This window comes from Bartonella sp. AU18XJBT (assembly GCF_028618595.1).
GTDB lineage: Bacteria > Pseudomonadota > Alphaproteobacteria > Rhizobiales > Rhizobiaceae > Bartonella.
Map to the genome: position 1 here is coordinate 17,199 of NZ_JAQITE010000009.1, position 20,662 is coordinate 37,860.

Sequence of the window (20,662 nt, forward strand, 5' to 3'; positions counted from 1 at the left end):
ATTGCTGCAAATAGCCTACATTAAATTCATTTTGATTTTATATAAAGATATTTATGAATAAAACATCTCATTTTAACTCTTCGGTAATTTAAAAAAGCTTTAATAGAGTGAGTTGATTATTGATGAGTGAGCAAAACGATGCGTTTAAAAGCTTTGGATAATATTTTCCAGCATAATTTTCAGAGAATAACTTTTTTAGCGGTGGTAACTATTATTGCTGGTTGTAGTTCTGGTACACAGCGTTTTTCCAATATTGTCTCTCATCGTACGGTATCATCTCAATCAAATATATCGAGCACTATGTCTACAGATCCGCGAATGCTATCATACGGTAGTGGTATGATACAAAGCACTGAATTGCCACCTGTGGAATCAAGTGATGATTCGTGGGGAGATGACAATTCTCCCTATAATTTTTCACATCAAGGTAGGATAACTTCTTCTGATGGTCGCGTTATGGGTTCCCCTCCACGTAATCTTGGAACACTTTCTCGTTCACAAATGGATAAGTCTCCTATTTTTCGGCGAAATTCTTATATTGTCCAGAGTGGAGATACACTGCTCAGTATTGCACGACAAATAGGGGTTAGTGTTGAGGCATTAAAATTAGCAAATGGCATAAACAGAAATTCCATTTACATTGGTCAGGTCCTTGTGGTACCAAGCAGGCGTACATTAGCAGCTTCAAATGCACACAATAATAACGATTGGACAGCATCAACAACAGAATCTGCATCCCAATCTCAAGTGATGTCCTCTATAAAAAACAAGAGGTCCTCTCCTATACATAAAGCTCCTGTAACAACGCAACCTTCTGCAAAGATGAACAAATCAAGTTCTGAGAAAAATTTTTCTAAACAGATGACGCAATTGAATCATGAGACTGGTTTGTCAAGTACTGTTACGAATACAGATAATATGATGACTCCGCAAGCCACAGGAATTTCTAAGATGCGTTGGCCAGTACGAGGGCGTTTGTTAAGCCAGTTCGGTCAAAAAAAGGGAACAGTAATGAATCGAGGAATAGATATTGCTGTGCCTGAAGGGTCTTCGGTAAAGGCGGCAGAAAATGGTGTTGTTATTTACGCGGGAGATGGATTAAAAGAGCTTGGTAATGTTGTGATGATTCGACATGAAAATAATATTATCACTATTTATGGATGTAACAGTAAGCTTGTTGTTAATAAGGGACAAAGGATAAGACGCGGTGATGAGATTGCTAAATCTGGTGTTTCAGGAAATGTTAAAACGCCACGTGTCTATTTTGAGATGCGTAAGAATTCATTACCCGTTGATCCCCTTAAATATTTAGAAAACTAATTTATTGATGACTTTTACATTTGAATAGTCTTACAGTTTATAGAAACTTTATGAAAAACAATTGATTTTCTTAAATCAATAACATTGCAGCAAAAAATCATTGGTTTAAGGAGAGTAGTTCGTTGGGGCGTTAGATATTACCATCTTTGTTTTTATGAAAGTGTAAGACAAGAACATCATACTATTTGTCAGCTTTCAGTGTTCCAACTGCTCTTACATTTGAGAGAAGCATGAAAAAAGATATTTCACGCCTTTCTTAAAAAGTTTTTGTCGACAGACTCATTTCATATGTGTGTCTGCAAGAAAATCGTTTTGATTAATTCGGAAGGTTTGAAAATGAGAGCGTTTTACTGTATTTAGGTCTATCATTCGATATCAAAAATGATAAATTATCTATATAAATTAAAGTTTTTTTATTAGAAAAATTATCTTGTATAATTTATTGAGTTAGTGAAAAGATTTATATTGTAGGATATACAATAGGGGAAAATGAATCTATTTTTAAAGATTTTTCTCATTGTATTTTGGTATTCTGTCTCTTAAGGATTTGTTGTATTTTTGTAAAGCTGTGATTAGATTATACGGTTATTGCTTTTTATGATAAATTCTTTAGGAATTTTTTCTGTATCGGAATTTCATTTTAATAGAGTGGGAAATACCTGAGGTTTAACTATAGGAGATGAAAATGTTTATTACGAACGCTTATGCTCAAGTTGCAGGCGATGTTTCCGGTGGAATTTCATTTGCTAGCGCAGTCCCATTCATTTTAATTTTTGCAATTATGTATTTGTTTATCATTCGTCCACAGCGTGCCCAAATGAAAAGGCGCCAAGAAATGCTTAATGCAGTACGTCGTGGTGATACAGTTATAACGGGTGGTGGTATTATCGGCAAGGTTACGAAGGTTCACGACGAGAGTGGTGAATTAGAGGTTGAAATTGGTGAGTGTATGAATATCCGTGTTATTCGCTCAACATTAGCTGATGTGCGTGTTAAAGGTGAGCCGATTGCAGAAAAAAAATCAAAACTTAATGCTAAAGCAAAAACACCACAAAAGTCTAAATCTAAAACGAAAACGAAAGAAGATATGAGTATCTCTGAAGAGAAAAAAGCTATATCAAAGGAAAATGCATCTTAAGGTGTAGTGGAAGTTTTAAGCATTTTTATAAAAAATTTGGCAAGATCAAGACAATTTCATTGGAAAAGTGGCTTTTGTAGTGGCTACAGGAAATGGAGTTTTTGTTTTCTTTAGATTATTAAAATAGTTACTTTATTTATAGAATGTTACGCAATTTTTTCTGTCTTTAAAACAAGATCACTGTTTTTATAAAAAGAAATTTGTGAGTAAATAAGCTGAGAAAACTTTTTAAAAGATAGATTGATTTAAGCAGGTATAGCATTTTATTGCGGTTTATTAGCAAATTTTCGTATATTTGTTGTATGAGAAGATTAGGGCTTTATATAAAATTTTCACTTCAATACGAGGCTATGGTTAAGATATCAATGTTTCTATCGGCCTTACTTTAATTTTATGGTGAGAAGTAGCAAAGACAATTGGATTATTCAAAAATAAAGGGTGCTTGTTCATGTTCGATGCAATTCAAATTCGTGAAGCACATTTTCCAAGTCGTGCACCTATTGATGCTTATGGAAATGGTGGATTTCGTTTTGCGGATATGTCTCATAGAGGTTCTATTATTTGTGTACCATCAGGTATTTATGGCATTGACATGGCAGGGCCTATTCCCACTCAAGAGGATATATCTCGTATTTTAGAAGAAGCTTCTGAAATCGAAGTTTTATTAATAGGTACTGGAATTGAATTATTGCGATTACCTGAAGAGTTACGGGTGCTTTTATGGGAAAAACGTATTTCATCAGATACAATGAGTACGGGAGCGGCGGTGCGTACATTTAATGTTTTATTGGCTGAAGATCGCGCTGTTGCGGCGTTATTATTTGCGGTAGAATAGAGTATTGTTTAATAAAATAAATGCTCTCGTCTAGTATGAAAGCCTTGTATGATTATTTTTCTGCGCCGGAAAATACCGCCGTTTAAGGCGATGATATAAGGGTATAGAATATACATAACTTAGTACATTAAGTATTTTTAAATACAGCAGCAAGTATTCAGGACAGAGCTTTGCTCGTAGTTCAATGAATCACATGAGTGATCAACTCTTGGCACTTGAGGCAGTTCATAAGAGGCATTTTTAATTCTTTCTTATACAGTTTTTACCTACAAGCCAGCTCCGCTTGTGACGTGCAAGGGAATTAGTTTTGATTGATTCAACATGGAATTGGTTTGAAATGAAAGCATTCTACGATATTTGGGATTCTAATTTAACATATAAAACAATAAATAATGATTGTAAATCAATGTGTTGATAGTAATAGAAACTCACCGAGAGCAATTTGATTTTTTACAAATTGCTGTTGGTAGCAATATTTGTCCTTTAGGATGGAGGAGGAGATCAATGATTTGATGAAGTTTTTGTGATCAGTGCATTTTTATAAAATAACATTGTTATCTATTCAGTGAAAAAGTGTTTTGCGTTGCTTGTTATTCTAAGTTTCGCTATGCATGTTACAATTAGTTTTTAGCTTTTTTTACTGCAACTGAAAATTTTAGTCCAATAAGATAATTTTATCAGAAAAATTATTTATTTAATTTTTTCTTTCTAAAAGGAAAAATGACTAGAAAAGAAATTTTAATTCATAATACAGTTAAGAGGTACATTTAAAAATCTTATTTTCTGAACTGTATTTGCTTATCCCTCATTTTTTAATATGAATAAAAAGAGGATATTAATTTCATTACTAAAAAAGGGACGTTAATAGGTTTGAATGATAGGCTCTCTTCCTTATTGTCTTGATATTTTACGTATCATAGATCGTGATCGCTATATATCGGTTTTATTTGCGCCTAAAAAAAAGCGCCAAGCATTGGCTGCTCTCTATGTATTTAATGCTGAAGTTTCTCGTATTCGCGAAAGTGTACATGATCCACTCATAGGAGAAATACGGTTACGTTGGTGGTATGATTCTATTGCTCATGGTGAAATGCAAACGAGTGGAAATAATCCGATTTTGAGTGATTTATTGAAAGCAATAACTCTTTTTAATTTACCTAAGACAGCTTTTTTACGTTATTGTAATGCACAAATTTTAGATCTTTATCAAAATCCAATAGAAACACTTCATGATCTCGAGCATTATTGTGGTGAGACAGCAAGCATAATTTTACAGCTTTCTTGTCAGATATTAGATCCTGATACTGCACAAGAGTTTACAGATATCTATGAACATGGAGGGATTTCTCAAGGATTAAGCGGTGTATTGCGTCTTTTATCATTCATGCAATCACGATATCAATATTATTTACCTACTGATATATTAAAGGCTGTAGGAGTGAATAGGGAAGATTTGGAATCTCAATGTCTCAGTGATCAACAAAAAGGTCGTATTGTTGAAGCTATGGTAGCATTATCGCGCGATCATTATACCCAATTTTACGAGTATTCTTGTGTTTTACCTAGAGTTCTTAAGCCAGCTTTTCTTCCATTGGTCATTATCCCAGCTTCTCTTCAAAAAGCTATACAGCTGGGTGCTGCAATTTTTCAAGAGAGTGCAACGTTGCCATTAATATATCGCTATTGGTTGATAACAAGGGCAGCAATAAGCGGCAATTTTCCAAAGATATTGTAAAAGAATATTACCACGTTGGAATGCGTAACATATAGACAGATTTTCTCATATGAAGATAAAAGGAACTATTGTGATTCCAAACCATTTTTTTGTTATAAAAAATGTTGACGTTTTAGTTGTTATGAACGCAAAATAATAAGAAATTTTATGATCTTGAAAATACGGTGCATTTCTTTATCAGTAATATGTTTTATTCAGTGTATTGGATGGATGAGATGCAAAGAAAAAAAAACATGAGATAAATCTCAATACATTGGTTTGTTTGATGAAGAACTGTTAAGTACTCTGAATGTATTGATTGTATCTCATTTAAAGAAATAAAATTTCTATTTTATGAGAGAAGTTGTCTTGGCAGTCTATGAGTCTATAAAAAACTCTCATTTTTGAGAAATTATAAAATCATAATTGATGACTGTTATGATTTATGAATATATTGATTTATAATGATAATTCATTTTACAATGAATTTTAAAATAGTTTTTTTGTATATTATAAGTTGGGTGTGTAAATGAAATCATTTCAGGAAGAGGCAATACGCTCCTTATGAATGAATATTAAGAGTAGCAATATGATAAGCAATAAATGAATGACGATAGGGATGACATTATAGCTTAATGGGTATAGCTCAATGGGCGACAATCTTTACAACCTTTGGATGGATAATATTGTTTAATGCATTGCAAAAATGACTCTACATTCCATTAACTATTTTCTCGCAAATCCATATATATACTGATTTGCGAGAGAATTAATCATTATACAAATACTGATCTTAAGATATGCAGACAAGAGATCTATCTTACCTCTTCAACTATAGACGAAGAGCTGATGGAAACTTTATCAATAAGTTCTTTAAATTATGCACAACCTTTTTATTGGAGGGCGTTAAAGATCTGATTATAATTTGTGCTATTAATTTCCAAAGGATGTTCTTTATTGGCAACTTGTAGCATTTCTAGCTTGAGATCTTCTCTTATCATCATATCTATATTGGCGCGGACCTCAGTTGGAAGAGTATGAGGCGTGATATCTTTAGGCATGGTTACAGTCTTTATCTGATAAATGATACGGTTTGTTGCAACCGGACCTTTTATGATGCCATAATGACCTTTGGGAGCAGAAAATAATGCTTTAATCCCTTCAACGCCAAGAGTGTCAGATGAGTCTTGACGCTGGAGGGGTGGTGTTGTTTGTTTTGTAACACCAAGGGTACGAGCAAGGGCAACAAGACTTTTTCCTTCCGTGAGCTGTTTGAGAGCATTTTTGGCTTTTTCATCAAGAAGACGTTGGATTTCCTCACTTTTCCATTGAGAAAGAACATCTAGCTTAGCCTCTTCAAGTGTCTTATCGCGGGCAGGAATAATTTTATCGACCTTATACCAGAGATATACACCATTTTGAAAAGAGAGAGGATCAAGATCGGCTCCTTCGTTTGATTGATAGATGGCATTCAGTAAAATATCTTTTTGAGGTAAATCCGTGAGTATTGTACCTTCAAGCGTTTTTCCCGTTTTATCAATGGTAATTGTGCGCAAAGATAACTTGTATTTATCAGCTAACTCTTTGAGAGAGTCCCCCTCAAAACGAGCATTTTCAATGGCTACGTAATTGTTACGGATATCATCAGTAGCATGATTTTTGGCAAGTGTTTGGCGAATATTTTCTTCTACACTTTCAAAAGGAAGAGAGCTTGATGGTTCAATATGCGTGACGCGAATGATAACAGGTCCCTGTAAGTCATTTATCACAGGACTGACTTGGCCTTGCTGAAGTTGAAAAATTTCAGATGCTAGATGATTAGGAAGTTCATTTTCTGCGATAGGCCCTTTTTTTATGTCATTAAGAGTCTTTTTTTCAGCTTTTACCAGTTCATCAAAACTCAATCCATCAGCTATTTTTTTTGCTGCATTATCGGCTTCTTCGCGTGAGGGAAAACGCAGTTCTTCGAATGTACGCTTTTCAGGCGTTACAAAACGTGAAGCATTTTGTGTATAATAGGCTTTCGCCTCATCTGTTGAGATATCTTTAGGTTTTACAAAATCACTAAGTTCCATAGATAGTAAAGAAACAGTGCGGTATTCTGGAGCACGAAATTGACTTTGATGTGTTTTAAACCATTTTTGTAGTGTCTCGTGATCTGGATCAGCAATTAATTCCTTTTCTTTTAGATCAATAACGAGATAATCAGCAACACGCATTTCTCCTTGATAAAGAGCAAGTGCTTTATAAAAGAGATTTGGTGCTTTCATATCAGAAAGTAAAGCTGAAATAAGTTGGTTACGCTTTTCTTGTTTGGTGTAGTAATTAAGAAAAGCACTTTCACTAATACGTAGCTGCTGAAGATAGTTGTAAAACAAATTTTTATCAAAAGTGCCATTTACTTGGAACATCTTATCAGAACCAATCGTATGAGCTATTGTATCTTTTGAAAGACTTATTTTCATTTTACGTGCTTGTTCATCAAGTAATATATTTTGTTGTAATTGATTAAACACAAAAGCAGGAATTCGGTATTGCTGCATTTCATTTGCTGTAAACATTCGTCCAAGATGAGCAGCATATGCTAAACGTGCGCTTTGATCGGCAAGTGCAAGACGATAATCATCAACAGTTACTGTGGACTTTCCAGACGTAATAAGATCTCTTTCGCTTTTTTTGTGTAAGTGTGGTATCCCCCATAGAAGAATGAAGCATAGGACTAAAATAGCAAGGAAAATTCTGAAAATCCAAGAATTTGTAGCATTTCTTATGACGTCAAGCATTGTTCAATCCCATTTTTAACATAAATTATTATCAAAGCTGTAATGGAATTTGCAATAAAGAGATGAAAGATGCAAGCTTTTAAAGACTTGCGTTCGTTTTATAATTTGGTAGTACAGATAAACAAAGTATTATAAAAGTTCTTGAGGTAGAAATATGTCTCCAAATACTCGGCCTTTTCTTGCTGGAAATTGGAAAATGAATGGAACGAGTGAAACGCTTGGAGAGTTGCGTGCTATTGCTACAGGCGTTAGCTCTGATCTTAGTCATCTTTTTGAGGCACTTATTTGTGTCCCAGCAACACTTTTATCTCGTGCTTCTGATATACTGGATAGTGAAAATATCCTTTTAGGAGGACAAAATTGTCATTTTGATGATCACGGTCCCTATACTGGAGATATTTCAGCTTTTATGCTTAAAGACGCAGGGGCAAGTCATGTCATTATTGGCCATTCAGAACGTCGTACAGTATATCAGGAAAACGATGCGATTGTTTGCGCCAAAGTGCAAGCTGCGTGGCGAGTAGGTCTTGTGGCTCTTGTGTGTATTGGTGAAACATTAGAGGAGCGTAATAATAACAAAGTGCTGGATATTCTCACGCAGCAGCTTGAAGAATCTTTACCAGATGATGCAACAGCAGAGAATACCATTATCGCTTATGAACCTATTTGGGCGATAGGAACCGGCAATACAGCAACTCTAGAAGATATTGCAAAAATACATCATTTCATGCGTGATAAGGTGCGCTCTCGTTTTGGTGATAAAGGCAATAAGATACGTTTGCTTTATGGTGGATCTGTAAAGCCCTCCAATGCATTTGAGCTTTTAAGCATTCCTCATGTTAATGGTGTTTTGATAGGTGGAGCAAGCTTAAAAGCGGTTGATTTTTTAACTATTTGTGCTGTTTGCCGTAAACTATAGCAGAGAAATTTGAGTTTTCCCTTGGATTGTGTGCTATTTATGTGTAAATAGCTATTAAAAAGTTATTTGAAGAGCAGGGTTTATGCAAACAGTACTTATAGTTATTCATTTGTTGATTGTGATTACTTTGGTTGGTGTTATATTAATCCAACCTTCAGAAGGTGGTGGGCTAGGTGTGAGTAATAGCTCAGGGTTGATGAAAACGCGTGGATCTCGAAACCCTTTAACACGTTTGACTGCTATTTTAGCCTGTTGTTTTTTTGTTGTGTCTATTGGACTTACTGTGGTGAGTAATATATCAAATTCTAGTTCTGATATTTTAAAGCGTATACCGGTTAATTCAGAGAAGAATTCTACCAATAAAGGTTCAGAATCAGTCCCATCATCAGATGGTGAGTCTTCCCCTTCTATTCTTGAACAGCTAGGAGGCACTTCGAATTCTCCGCAGGAACAGAAACAGTCCACAAAATCCACAAAACCTGAAGAAGAAAGTCCAGTTCCACAGGTTCTTGAAAATACAGTTCCGGATAACAGTACAAAATAGTTTTTTAAGAAAATATAGACTTTTTAAAAAGGTGATTTTTTCACCTTTTTTATTTTAGAAGAAAAATTGTTTCTTTTTGCATTTTTTGCTGGAAAAATCATTATAAATTGCTTATCACCATAAGCCCATGGCACGTTATGTTTTTATTACTGGTGGTGTGGTTTCTTCCCTTGGAAAAGGCATCGCGGCGGCAGCGTTAGCAGCGTTATTACAGGCTCGTGGCTATCGCGTACGTCTTCGCAAACTTGATCCTTATTTAAATGTTGATCCAGGTACGATGTCACCTTATCAACATGGTGAAGTGTTTGTGACTGATGATGGTGCAGAAACGGATCTTGATCTTGGTCATTATGAGCGTTTTACTGGGCGTTCTGCAAATAGCCAAGATAATATTACAACAGGGCGTATTTATCGCAATATCATTGAAAGAGAGCGGCGTGGTGATTATTTGGGGGCAACAGTCCAAGTTATTCCTCATGTTACGGATGAAATTAAGAGATTCATTACGATGGGAAATGAGGAATTTGATTTTGTTTTGTGTGAGATAGGTGGAACGGTTGGTGATATTGAAGCAATGCCTTTTCTAGAAGCGATTCGTCAGCTTCGCAATGAGCTACCAAGAAAAAATGTCGTTTATGTCCATCTCACATTAATGCCTTATATTCCTTCGGCAGGTGAATTAAAAACGAAACCAACACAACATTCTGTCAAAGAATTGCAAGCAATTGGTATTTCTCCTGATATTTTGCTTGTACGTGCAGATCGATCTATTCCAGAAACAGAACGGTGCAAATTATCACTTTTTTGCAATGTTCGCTCCAATGCAGTCATTCAGGCATTAGATATGCCAACAATTTATGATGTTCCTATGGCATATCATAAGGAGGGTTTGGACTCTGAAGTTCTTTGCGCTTTTGGAATCAATTCGGCACCTACCCCTCAGATGGATCGGTGGGAAGATATTACGCATCGTATCCACCATCCTGAAGGAGAAGTTACGATTGCTGTTGTGGGAAAATATACAGGCTTAAAGGATGCTTATAAATCTCTTATTGAAGCGATTGCGCATGGTGGTTTAGCGAATAAAGTGAAAGTTAATATTGAGTGGATTGATTCGGAACTTTTTGAAAAAGAAGATTCTGTTTCAGCTTTACAAAAAGTCCATGGAATTTTGGTTCCAGGTGCTTTTGGGGCACGAGGGGCAGAAGGAAAGATTCGAGCAATTCAATTTGCACGAGAGCGTAAAGTTCCATTTTTAGGGATTTGTTTTGGGATGCAATTAGCTTGTATAGAGGCTGCGCGCAATATTGCACAGATTAAGAATGCTTCATCAAGCGAGTTTTGCGAAACAGAAAATCCAATTGTAGGTTTAATGACAGAATGGCTTAAAGGAGACGTTCTTGAAAAACGTACAAGAAATGGTGATCTCGGCGGATCAATGCGTCTTGGTGCTTTTGCTGCTGAATTAAAAGAAGAGAGTCATATTGCTCAAATTTATGGAATAACCAAGATTGTTGAGCGACATCGTCATCGTTATGAGGTCAATATTGATTATAAGGATAAGTTAGAACAGTGTGGTTTGATTTTTTCTGGGATGTCTCCTGATGGTATTTTACCAGAAACGATAGAATATGCAGATCATCCATGGTTTATTGGTGTTCAATATCATCCAGAATTAAAATCTCGTCCTTTTGATCCTCACCCGCTTTTTTCTTCTTTTATTGAAGCCGCTGTAGAACAAAGTCGATTAGTTTAATGCATAAATTGGGTTACTTTGCTTTTGAGGGATAAAATGACTAAACCAAATGCCCGTGTGAAAGTTGGGAATATTATTTTTTCAAATGAAATGCCTCTTTCATTAATCGCAGGGCCGTGTCAGATGGAAAGTCGCGATCATGCTTTTGAAATGGCTGGCCGTATTAAAACAATTACCGATCAGCTTGGTATCGGGTTTGTTTATAAATCGAGTTACGATAAAGCTAACCGAACTTCTTTAGGTGCGGCACGTGGTATTGGTCTTGAAAAAGCAATGGCTGTTTTCTCTGATTTAAAAAAGGAGTTTAATTGCCCTATACTAACTGATGTGCATACAGAAGAGCAATGTACAATTGTTTCTTCTACGGTTGATATTTTACAAATACCGGCTTTTTTATGTCGTCAAACAGATCTTTTGGTAGCAGCCGCCAAAACAGAATGTGTTATTAACATTAAAAAAGGTCAGTTTTTAGCGCCTTGGGACATGGAAAATGTTTTAAAAAAGGTTGTTTACAGTGGTAATCCGAATGTTATGCTTTGTGAGCGAGGCACGTCATTTGGTTACAACCGACTTATTTCTGATATGCGTTCATTGCCTATTTTACGTTCATTTGGTGCTCCTGTTATTTTTGATGCAACGCATTCTGTTCAAGAACCTGGGGGACAGGGTGCTTCATCTGGTGGACAGCGTCAATTTGTTGAAGTTTTAGCGCGTGCGGCAGTTTCTGTTGGGGTAGCAGGTATTTTTTTAGAAACGCATCAAGATCCAGATAATGCACCTTCTGATGGACCCAATATGATTAAACTTGATAATTTACAAAGATTGCTTGAGACTCTAATGGAGTTTGATTATCTGTCAAAGAAGTTAAATTGAGAAGAGAAAAGACATTTCATTAATAGGACATTAGAAATGAATCAAGACTTTTATTGGATAAGGAAACACATATGACTATAATTGTCGATATCATTGGACGTGAAGTTCTTGATAGCCGTGGTAACCCAACGGTAGAAGTTGATGTTCATTTGGAGAATGGAGCTTTTGGTCGCGCTCTGGTTCCCTCGGGAGCTTCAACAGGAGCACACGAGGCTATAGAGCTTCGTGATGGTGGTTTGCGCTATCAAGGGAAAGGTGTTGAAAAAGCGGTTGCTGCAGTTAATGGCGAAATTCTTGAAGAACTTGGTGGGCGGGATGCAACAAATCAAATTGCTATTGATCAAGCAATGATTGCTTTGGATGGAACGCCAAACAAAGCCCGTCTTGGAGCCAATGCGATTCTTGGTGTTTCATTAGCTGTTGCAAAAGCAGCAGCGGATTCATTAAATTTACCGTTGTATCGTTATATTGGTGGTACACAAGCGCATATTCTTCCAACTCCTATGATGAATATTATTAATGGTGGCGTTCATGCTGATAATTTGATTGATTTTCAAGAGTTTATGATTATTCCTATAGGAGCCCCTACTGTAAGAGAAGCCATCCGTTATGGCGCTGAGATTTTCCGTGCATTGAAAAAGCGTTTAAAAGATGCAGGTTATAATACCAATGTTGGTGATGAAGGTGGTTTTGCTCCTCAATTTAAAAGTGCTGATCAAGCCATTGATTTTATTATGGAATCTATCATAACATGTGGCTACAAACCAAGTGAACAAATTGCCATTGGTTTAGACTGTGCTTCAACCGAATTTTATAAAAATGGTTCGTATTTTTATAAAGGTGAGGGCAAATGCCGAGACATCCAAGAGCAGGTAGATTATTTAGCGCAGCTTGTGAAAAATTATCCTATTATTACAATTGAAGATGGAATGGCAGAGGATGATTGGGAAGGTTGGAAGCTCCTCACTGACACAATTGGAGAAAAATGTCAGCTTGTTGGCGATGATTTGTTTGTAACGAATTCAGCACGTTTGCGTGATGGTATCAAAATGGGGGTAGGCAATTCTATTCTCATAAAAGTTAATCAAATTGGTACATTGAGTGAAACACTTGATGCTGTAGAAGTAGCACATAAAGCAGGTTATCGTGCCATTATATCTCATCGTTCAGGCGAAACAGAGGATTCTTTCATTGCAGATCTTGCTGTTGCAACGAATTGTGGACAAATTAAAACAGGTTCTCTTGCACGTTCGGATAGATTAGCAAAATACAATCAACTTATTCGTATTGAAGAAATGCTAGGATCCCAAGCGCGTTATGCTGGTGATTTATATCGTGTATAGTTGTGAGCCCAAAATATGAAAGTATAAGATCATTTAGACTATGAAATTGAGATTTCTTATCAAAGGCATATACGTAATAATTTTTAAGTATTTAAATTTATAGGGATTAATATGAGAGGTATAATTATTAGTCAAGATCAAGGGACTTATCTCGTTTCGGGTGATGATGGTAAACGTTACCAGTTTGCGACTTGGGATTGGTTGGGAAAGAATCCGCCAAGGATTGGTAATGCTGTTGATTTTGTTTGTGAAGGGGGGGGTGTCAGTTCTGTTTTTCCATTGTTGAGACCAGGTACAGAGAATTCAAAGATAATGTTCGCACTCCTTTGTTGGTGTTCAGGTATCTTTGGTGTTCATCGCTTTATGGTTGGTAAAGTTCGGACTGGTGCTTTAATGCTGATTCTATCTTTATCATTGTTTGGATTGATAATTACCGGTGTTTGGGCAATTGTTGATTTTATAGTCATTCTTGGTGGAAGATTTACGGATAAAGACGGGAATCAGATTACAGATTTTTAAAAATTTACAATAAAAAGAAAATAATTAAGTTTACTTTTTATTTTGATCAATATTTTGATCAATATATTGAGCTGCATAATGCAAGATTATTGTACTCTATTTCTTTAATGTGAGATATTAAGAATAATATGCACAGTTGAATAAAAGTATTGAAAAAGACTGTGCTATTTTATGTGGATAAAACAACGACGTAAATCAACTAAGGTGTGTTTTGTATTGCTGCTTATAGCAGCAAAAACATTAGGTCATTGCGGCTGCTACAAATTTTATTTACGCCGTGAGGTTAATCGATATATCATCAAATTAGAAATAATCTCTTTATGAATAACACATAAGGAGCAGCTTTATAGGTGGTCGAGGATGAAAGGTAGAATTATTGGTCAGGATCAAGGAGATTATTTTGTTTCTGGGGCTGATGGTAAGCGTTATCAATTTACGAGTTGGGATTGGTTAGGAAAAAAAGCACCAAAGGTAGGGGATACCGTTGATTTTGTATATGAAGATAATGTTGTTAAATCTGTTCTCCCTCTTTTGAGTAAATCGCAGTCAGAAAAATCAAGATTGGCGATAGCACTTGTTTGTTGGTTTTTTGGTTTATTGGGAATTCATCGCTTTATGGCTGGTAAAGTTGGAACGGGCATTGCAATGCTTCTTATAAATATAATAAGTGTAATAAGTATAATAAGTGTAATATTTATGCCGGTAGGGCTTATAGGAATTTTTTTGATAATTACACCTTGGGTATTGATTGATTTTATAGTCATTTTAACAGGAAATTTTAAGGACAAAGATGGGTGTAAAATCACAACTTAGAGGATATCCAATATTTATAATATAAAAAGTGGGTTATTCAGCTTACTTTAATTGTATTAAGGGGGGGACTTTGGTGGTAACAAATTGTTTGCATGTGTAGATTGAGTAATGAGGTGTTAATCAAAATCGTGCATAGTTGGGCAAAATATTAAGAAATTTGTGCTGTAAAGACTGTGCTATTTTATGTGGACAAAGCAGAAACGTCGATCAATCAAAGTACGCTTTGTACTACCTCTTATGACGGTGGGAGTCTTAAGCTATTTCAGTTATCACATTTATCATGGTGAGTATGGATTGTATTCACGCAGTGAAGTTAATCAGCATATTAGCGAATTAGAAAAGGAGCTTCATAAAATAGAAGCTGAGCGGATATTCATGGAAAAGCGTATTTCTCTTTTACGCAACGGGCATATAGAAAAAGATATGTTAGATGAGTATGTCCGAAAGAATTTGAACTTTTCTAAGCCAAATGAACTGACAATCTTAATACCTTGAAATGATACCAAAGGTAAATGAAAAATCGCTTACTTTAAACGATAATCAGCAATGATATTGTTTAAGCCGATTGATAAGGCTTGTAACTTTTGTTCGTAAAGGTTATTCCTAAATAATCATAAAAGGGAGTTTAATATGGCAGAACGACTTAAAAAAAATTCTGCGTCGGTGGCGCGCACTGCATTATCAAGCACCACAAAGAAAGCACCAATAGCAGATTTTACAAAAGAGGAAGAAATTGATGCTTATCGTGAAATGCTTTTAATTCGGCGTTTTGAAGAAAAAGCAGGACAACTTTATGGTATGGGGCTTATTGGGGGATTTTGTCACCTTTATATTGGTCAGGAAGCTGTTGTTATAGGAACATTGAAAGCGGCAAAAGAAGGTGATCAAGTTATTACGTCTTACCGTGATCATGGACATATGTTAGCTGTTGGGATGACTCCGCGTGGTGTCATGGCAGAATTAACGGGCCGTCAAGGTGGCTTTTCCAAAGGGAAAGGTGGCTCGATGCATATGTTCTCTAAAGAAAAAAACTTTTATGGTGGACATGGTATTGTTGGTGCGCAGGTTTCCATTGGTTCAGGTTTGGCATTTTCGAATCAATATCTTGGTAAAGATAATGTGACATTGGTTTATTTTGGTGATGGTGCCGCAAATCAGGGGCAGGTTTACGAAAGTTTTAATATGGCTTCACTTTGGAAGCTTCCCGTTGTTTATATTATTGAAAACAATCAGTATGCTATGGGAACGTCCGTTTCACGTGCATCTGCAGAAACTGATTTTTCCCGACGTGGTCTTTCTTTTGAAATTCCAGGTATTTTTGTTGACGGTATGGATGTTCGATCAGTAAAAGGAGCTGCTGATGAGGCAATTTCTTGGGCACGCTCAGGTAAAGGACCGATCATTCTTGATATGCAGACCTATCGTTATCGTGGTCATTCCATGTCTGATCCGGCAAAATATCGTTCAAAGGAAGAAGTCCAAAAAATAAAAGAGGAACACGATCCGATTGATCAAGTAAAAAGTCGGATTCTTAAGAAAAATTGGGCGAATGAAGATGATTTAAAGTCTATTGAGAAAGAGGTTCGTGCAATTGTTGCTGATGCGGCAGATTTTGCACAAAGTGATCAAGAGCCAGATGCTTCTGAGCTCTATACTGATATTTTAGTTTGATGCGAGGGAAGCAAGTATGTCTATTGATATTTTGATGCCGGCGCTTTCACCAACTATGGAAGAAGGTAAACTGTCTAAATGGCTCAAGAGAGAAGGTGATAAGGTTAGTTCTGGCGATGTTATTGCTGAAATTGAAACAGATAAGGCTACAATGGAAGTAGAGGCCGTTGATGAAGGTACTCTTGGTAAAATTTTTGTGCCTGAAGGTTCTGAAGGCGTAAAGGTTAATACTGTTATTGCGATTTTGTTAGAAGAAGGTGAGCGTGCTGAGGATATTTCGCAACCTACTGATACAACACAAAAACCTAAGGAATCTGCTCTTTCTCTGGCATCATCAGTTCCGCAGGCTCCTACTTTTGATACGTCTCCTGATTTTGATATTCCAGCGGGAACACAAATGATTACAATGACAGTTCGTGAAGCGCTTAATCAGGCTTTGGCTGAAGAAATGCGGCGTGATGAAAAAGTTTTTCTCATGGGGGAAGAGGTTGCACAATATCAAGGTGCCTATAAGGTTAGTCAAGGTTTGTTGGAAGAATTCGGAGAGCGCCGAGTTATTGATACCCCAATTACAGAACACGGCTTTGCTGGGCTGGCTGTTGGGGCTGCTTTTGGAGGGTTACGTCCCATTGTCGAGTTTATGACCTTTAATTTTGCGATGCAGGCGATGGATCAAATTATTAACTCAGCAGCGAAAACACGTTATATGTCTGGTGGACAAATGACCGCTCCTATGGTTTTCCGAGGTCCCAATGGTGCGGCTGCCCGTGTTGGTGCTCAACATTCTCAATGTTATGCTGCATGGTACAGCCATATACCAGGTTTGAAAGTTGTCATGCCTTATAGTGCTGCAGATGCAAAAGGTTTGCTGAAAGCTGCTATTCGTGATGATAATCCTGTTATTTTTCTTGAAAATGAGATTTTGTATGGGCATCAATTTGAAGTTCCTCAACTGGATGATTTTGTTTTGCCTATTGGTAAGTCCCGCATCCATAAGTCTGGACAAGATGTGACGATTGTCGCGTGCGGAATTGGAATGCATTATGCCGTTCAAGCGTTGCCGGAAATTGAACAACTTGGTATTGATGTTGAATTGATTGATTTACGAACCATTCGCCCGATGGATCTTCCAACAATTCTTTCTTCAGTTAAAAAAACAGGTCGTTTGGTAACAATTGAAGAAGGATTTCCTCAGTCATCCGTGGGAACTGAAATAGCAACGCGTGTTATGCAGCAGGCTTTTGACTATCTTGATGCGCCAATTGCTACGATTTCTGGCAAAGATGTTCCGATGCCTTATGCCGCTAATCTTGAGAAGTTGGCTTTGCCTAATACTGCTGAAATTATTGAGGCCGTTAAGGCTGTGACGTACAGAGCATAACGGAGGAAAGCATAATGCCCATTAAAATTACAATGCCAGCGCTTTCCCCTACGATGGAAGAGGGAAATTTAACAAAATGGAATATTAAGGAGGGAGATAAGGTTTCCTCTGGTGATGTTATTGCTGAGATTGAGACGGATAAAGCGACAATGGAAGTCGAAGCCGTTGATGAAGGTAGGGTTGCCAAAATTGTTGTTCCTGCTGGAACACAAGGCGTTAAAGTAAATACTTTAATTGTTGTTTTAGCAGAAGAAGGTGAAGATTTAGCTGAAGCTGCAAAAGTTGCAGAAGAAATCTCTTCTTCTACAAGCCAAGAACCAGAGGGCATAAAACAGACAGATTCTCTGAAACAGACGGACTCAAAGAGTACAAAAATGTCGCATGAATTATCAGCTCAGCAATTAATACAGCAAGATAAAAAGGAAGCGCGTCTTTTTGCCTCTCCTTTAGCACGGCGATTAGCATCTCAGGCAGGTCTTGATTTATCCCTTATTTCTGGAAGTGGTCCGCATGGGCGTATTATCAAGCGCGATGTAGAAAAAGCTGCGAGCAGTGATATTTCTAAAGTGTCTTATTCATCACAGATAGGGGAGCTAGTAGCTACAGGTGCTTCGGACAAACAGATATTGAAACTCTTCAAAGAGGATGAATATAGCTTTGCTCCCCATAATAATATGCGTAAAACAATCGCGACACGTTTGGTGGAATCAAAACAGAAAGTTCCACATTTCTATGTAACGGTAGATTGTGAACTTGATGCGCTATTAGCACTGCGTACACAACTGAATGCTGCTGCACCAATGGTTAAAAGACAGGAAGAAACTCAGCCTACTTATAAGCTTTCTGTTAATGATATGGTGATCAAAGCTGTTGCACTTTCTTTGAAAGCGGTTCCTGATGCGAATGTCTCTTGGCTTGAAGGTGGGATGATTTATCATAAACATTGTGATGTTGGGGTTGCTGTTTCTATTCCTAATGGATTAATTACGCCAATTATTCGCCATGCAGAGGAAAAGCCGTTATCACTTATTTCCAAAGAGATGAAGGATTTTGCAAAGCGTGCGCGTGAAGGAAAGTTAAAAATGGAAGAATATCAGGGTGGAACAACAGCTGTATCAAATATGGGGATGTATGGTATAAAAAGTTTTTCCGCTATCCTTAATCCACCGCATGCGACGATTTTTGCAATTGGTGCAGGGGAGCAACGCGCCGTTGTTAAAAATGATGCATTAGGGATTGCGACGGTGATGTCGGTCACAATTTCTGCTGATCATCGAGCTGTCGATGGTGCTTTAGCAGCAGAGCTTGCGCGGACTTTTAAGAAGATGATTGAAAATCCATTAGCAATGTTGGTTTGAACTGTTTAACAGTTCTTCACGTAAATTGTGAGAGAGTGTGTTAAGAGAATAAAAACAAATTTAAAGAGTTTGAAGAGCAATGTTATTGCTATTTCTGGTTTGGGTAAAGCATTTACGTGAAGCTTAAAGCAAAAGACATAAGATAATTCTGTTACGTTGTTTTGCTGTCTTAAGTTCAAAAAATGCATATCCGTTTTATATATATCCATGGAGGAATTACTGTGGCAAATCTTTATGATGTAATTGTGATTGGATCAGGTCCAGGCGGATATGTAACCGCAATTCGTGCAGCACAATGTGGCTTTAGGACTGCGATTGTTGAACGTGAACATTTGGGAGGGATCTGTTTAAATTGGGGATGTATTCCAACAAAGGCTCTTCTACGTTCAGCGGAAATAAAACATTTTGCTGAACATGCGAAAAATTATGGACTAAAAATTAATGGTTCAATTGAGGCAAACATCAAAGATGTTGTGGCACGTTCACGCGGTGTTTCAGCACGTTTAAATGCTGGTGTTGATTTTTTAATGAAAAAAAACAAAATTGATATTATCTGGGGTGAAGCAAAGCTTACTAAAGAAGCAAAAGAAAGCCATCCTGCGGAAATTATGGTTTCTCCATCCTCCAAACCGATTATGCAACCGCAAAATCCAGTCCCTAAAGGGACGTTAGGAGAGGGAACTTATCAAGCAAAGCATATCATTATTGCAACGGGCGCACGTCCTCGTGTCCTTCCTGGTATTGAACCAGATGGAAAACTCATTTGGACTTATTTTGAAGCTATGATACCGCCAGCAATGCCAAAATCGCTTTTGGTTATAGGGTCTGGCGCTATTGGCATTGAATTTGCCTCTTTTTATCGTGATATGGGGGCGACAGTAACTGTTGTTGAAATGATGCCCCACATCATGCCTGCTGAAGATATTGAAATTTCAATGTTTGCTTGTAAACAGTTAGAGAAAAAAGGTTTACGCATTCTTCGTCAAGCAAAAGTAACAAAGGTTGAAAAATCTTCTGATTCTGTGACTGTACATATTGATGTTCAAGGTAAAATAGAGTCAATGACTGTTGACCGGTTGATTTCTGCTGTTGGGGTGCAAGGTAATATTGAGAATCTTGGTTTAGAAGCTTTGGGAATAAAAACCAATCGCGGCTGCATTGTAACTGATGAATGGAGTTGGACGGGGGTGAAAGGCATTTATGCTATTGGTGATGTAGCAGGTCCTCCTATGTTGGCACATAAAGCAGAAGAAGAAGGTGTGATATGTATTGAGCATCTTACAGGTTTGAAGAGTGCTCATCCGCTTGATAAAAGAAAAATTCCAGGGTGTACATATTGTACACCACAGGTTGCCTCTGTAGGGCTTTCAGAAGCTAAAGCAAAAGAAGCAGGTTATGATATACGTATTGGTCGTTATTCTTTTACTGCGAATGGCAAGGCAATTGCTTTGGGTGAAGATCAGGGGTTGGTAAAAACAATTTTTGATAAAAAAACAGGACAGCTTCTTGGGGCCCATATGGTAGGGGCTGAGGTAACAGAATTAATACAGGGTTTTGTTATTGCTATGAATCTTGAAACAACAGAAGAAGAATTAATGCATACTGTCTTTCCACATCCGACCTTATCGGAAATGATGAAAGAAAGTGTATTGGATGCTTATGGTCAAGTTTTAAACGCTTGATGACTGGATTGTA

At 37.0% G+C, this 20,662-nt stretch carries 17 protein-coding genes; 16 read left to right on the forward strand and 1 reads right to left on the reverse strand.

The window, feature by feature from the left end:
• The first annotated feature begins 138 nt into the window (after positions 1-138).
• The 4 genes from PVV60_RS04125 (at position 139) to PVV60_RS04140 (ending at position 5,028) form a co-directional block, all read left to right on the forward strand.
• Positions 139-1,320: a M23 family metallopeptidase gene (locus PVV60_RS04125; protein ID WP_273723330.1), complete on the forward strand. Its 1,182-nt coding sequence runs from the start codon at positions 139-141 to the stop codon at positions 1,318-1,320.
• Between the two features lie 685 nt (positions 1,321-2,005).
• Positions 2,006-2,458 carry a preprotein translocase subunit YajC gene (gene yajC / locus PVV60_RS04130; protein WP_273723331.1) on the forward strand — a complete coding sequence of 151 codons (453 nt, stop codon included), beginning with the start codon at positions 2,006-2,008 and terminating at the stop codon, positions 2,456-2,458.
• Between the two features lie 448 nt (positions 2,459-2,906).
• Positions 2,907-3,293, forward strand: coding sequence for an Mth938-like domain-containing protein (locus tag PVV60_RS04135; protein ID WP_273723333.1), 387 nt, complete (start codon positions 2,907-2,909; stop codon positions 3,291-3,293).
• 874 nt (positions 3,294-4,167) lie between these two features.
• The gene (locus PVV60_RS04140; protein WP_273723335.1) at positions 4,168-5,028 is read left to right on the forward strand and encodes a phytoene/squalene synthase family protein; all 861 of its coding nucleotides are present in this window, start codon (positions 4,168-4,170) and stop codon (positions 5,026-5,028) included.
• An 872-nt stretch (positions 5,029-5,900) separates the two neighbouring features.
• On the opposite strand, the gene PVV60_RS04145 is transcribed toward PVV60_RS04140, so the two are convergent.
• A complete protein-coding gene (locus tag PVV60_RS04145; RefSeq protein ID WP_273723337.1) occupies positions 5,901-7,790 on the reverse strand; it encodes a peptidyl-prolyl cis-trans isomerase in 1,890 nt (629 codons plus the stop codon).
• A gap of 154 nt (positions 7,791-7,944) precedes the next feature.
• Here PVV60_RS04145 and tpiA point away from each other — a divergent pair, with 154 nt between their 5' ends.
• From tpiA to lpdA, 12 genes are all read left to right on the forward strand, one after another.
• Positions 7,945-8,709 (forward strand): triose-phosphate isomerase, encoded by a 765-nt coding sequence (tpiA, locus tag PVV60_RS04150; protein ID WP_273723339.1) that lies wholly within the window; start codon positions 7,945-7,947, stop codon positions 8,707-8,709.
• An 82-nt stretch (positions 8,710-8,791) separates the two neighbouring features.
• A complete protein-coding gene (gene secG, locus PVV60_RS04155; RefSeq protein WP_273723340.1) occupies positions 8,792-9,253 on the forward strand; it encodes a preprotein translocase subunit SecG in 462 nt (153 codons plus the stop codon).
• A gap of 127 nt (positions 9,254-9,380) precedes the next feature.
• Complete coding sequence (locus PVV60_RS04160; protein WP_273723342.1) at positions 9,381-11,009, forward strand: CTP synthase; 1,629 nt, start codon at positions 9,381-9,383, stop codon at positions 11,007-11,009.
• Positions 11,010-11,045: 36 nt separating this feature from the next.
• Positions 11,046-11,882: a 3-deoxy-8-phosphooctulonate synthase gene (gene kdsA / locus PVV60_RS04165; RefSeq protein WP_273723344.1), complete on the forward strand. Its 837-nt coding sequence runs from the start codon at positions 11,046-11,048 to the stop codon at positions 11,880-11,882.
• A gap of 71 nt (positions 11,883-11,953) precedes the next feature.
• A complete protein-coding gene (gene eno / locus PVV60_RS04170) occupies positions 11,954-13,225 on the forward strand; it encodes a phosphopyruvate hydratase (RefSeq protein WP_273723345.1) in 1,272 nt (423 codons plus the stop codon).
• Positions 13,226-13,336: 111 nt separating this feature from the next.
• Positions 13,337-13,744 (forward strand): TM2 domain-containing protein, encoded by a 408-nt coding sequence (locus tag PVV60_RS04175; RefSeq protein ID WP_273723347.1) that lies wholly within the window; start codon positions 13,337-13,339, stop codon positions 13,742-13,744.
• Positions 13,745-14,104: 360 nt separating this feature from the next.
• Positions 14,105-14,557: a TM2 domain-containing protein gene (locus PVV60_RS04180; RefSeq protein ID WP_273723349.1), complete on the forward strand. Its 453-nt coding sequence runs from the start codon at positions 14,105-14,107 to the stop codon at positions 14,555-14,557.
• Positions 14,558-14,740: 183 nt separating this feature from the next.
• Entirely contained in the window at positions 14,741-15,052 is a 312-nt protein-coding gene (locus PVV60_RS04185; RefSeq protein WP_012754998.1) for a septum formation initiator family protein, read from the forward strand.
• Between the two features lie 135 nt (positions 15,053-15,187).
• Positions 15,188-16,228, forward strand: a complete 1,041-nt coding sequence (gene pdhA, locus PVV60_RS04190) for a pyruvate dehydrogenase (acetyl-transferring) E1 component subunit alpha (protein WP_273723352.1) — start codon at positions 15,188-15,190, stop codon at positions 16,226-16,228.
• Between the two features lie 16 nt (positions 16,229-16,244).
• On the forward strand, positions 16,245-17,609 hold the full coding sequence (locus tag PVV60_RS04195) for a pyruvate dehydrogenase complex E1 component subunit beta (protein ID WP_273723354.1): 1,365 nt from the start codon (positions 16,245-16,247) through the stop codon (positions 17,607-17,609).
• Between the two features lie 14 nt (positions 17,610-17,623).
• The gene (locus PVV60_RS04200; protein ID WP_273723356.1) at positions 17,624-18,967 is read left to right on the forward strand and encodes a pyruvate dehydrogenase complex dihydrolipoamide acetyltransferase; all 1,344 of its coding nucleotides are present in this window, start codon (positions 17,624-17,626) and stop codon (positions 18,965-18,967) included.
• 221 nt (positions 18,968-19,188) lie between these two features.
• On the forward strand, positions 19,189-20,649 hold the full coding sequence (lpdA, locus tag PVV60_RS04205) for a dihydrolipoyl dehydrogenase (RefSeq protein ID WP_273723358.1): 1,461 nt from the start codon (positions 19,189-19,191) through the stop codon (positions 20,647-20,649).
• Positions 20,650-20,662 lie beyond the last annotated feature (13 nt).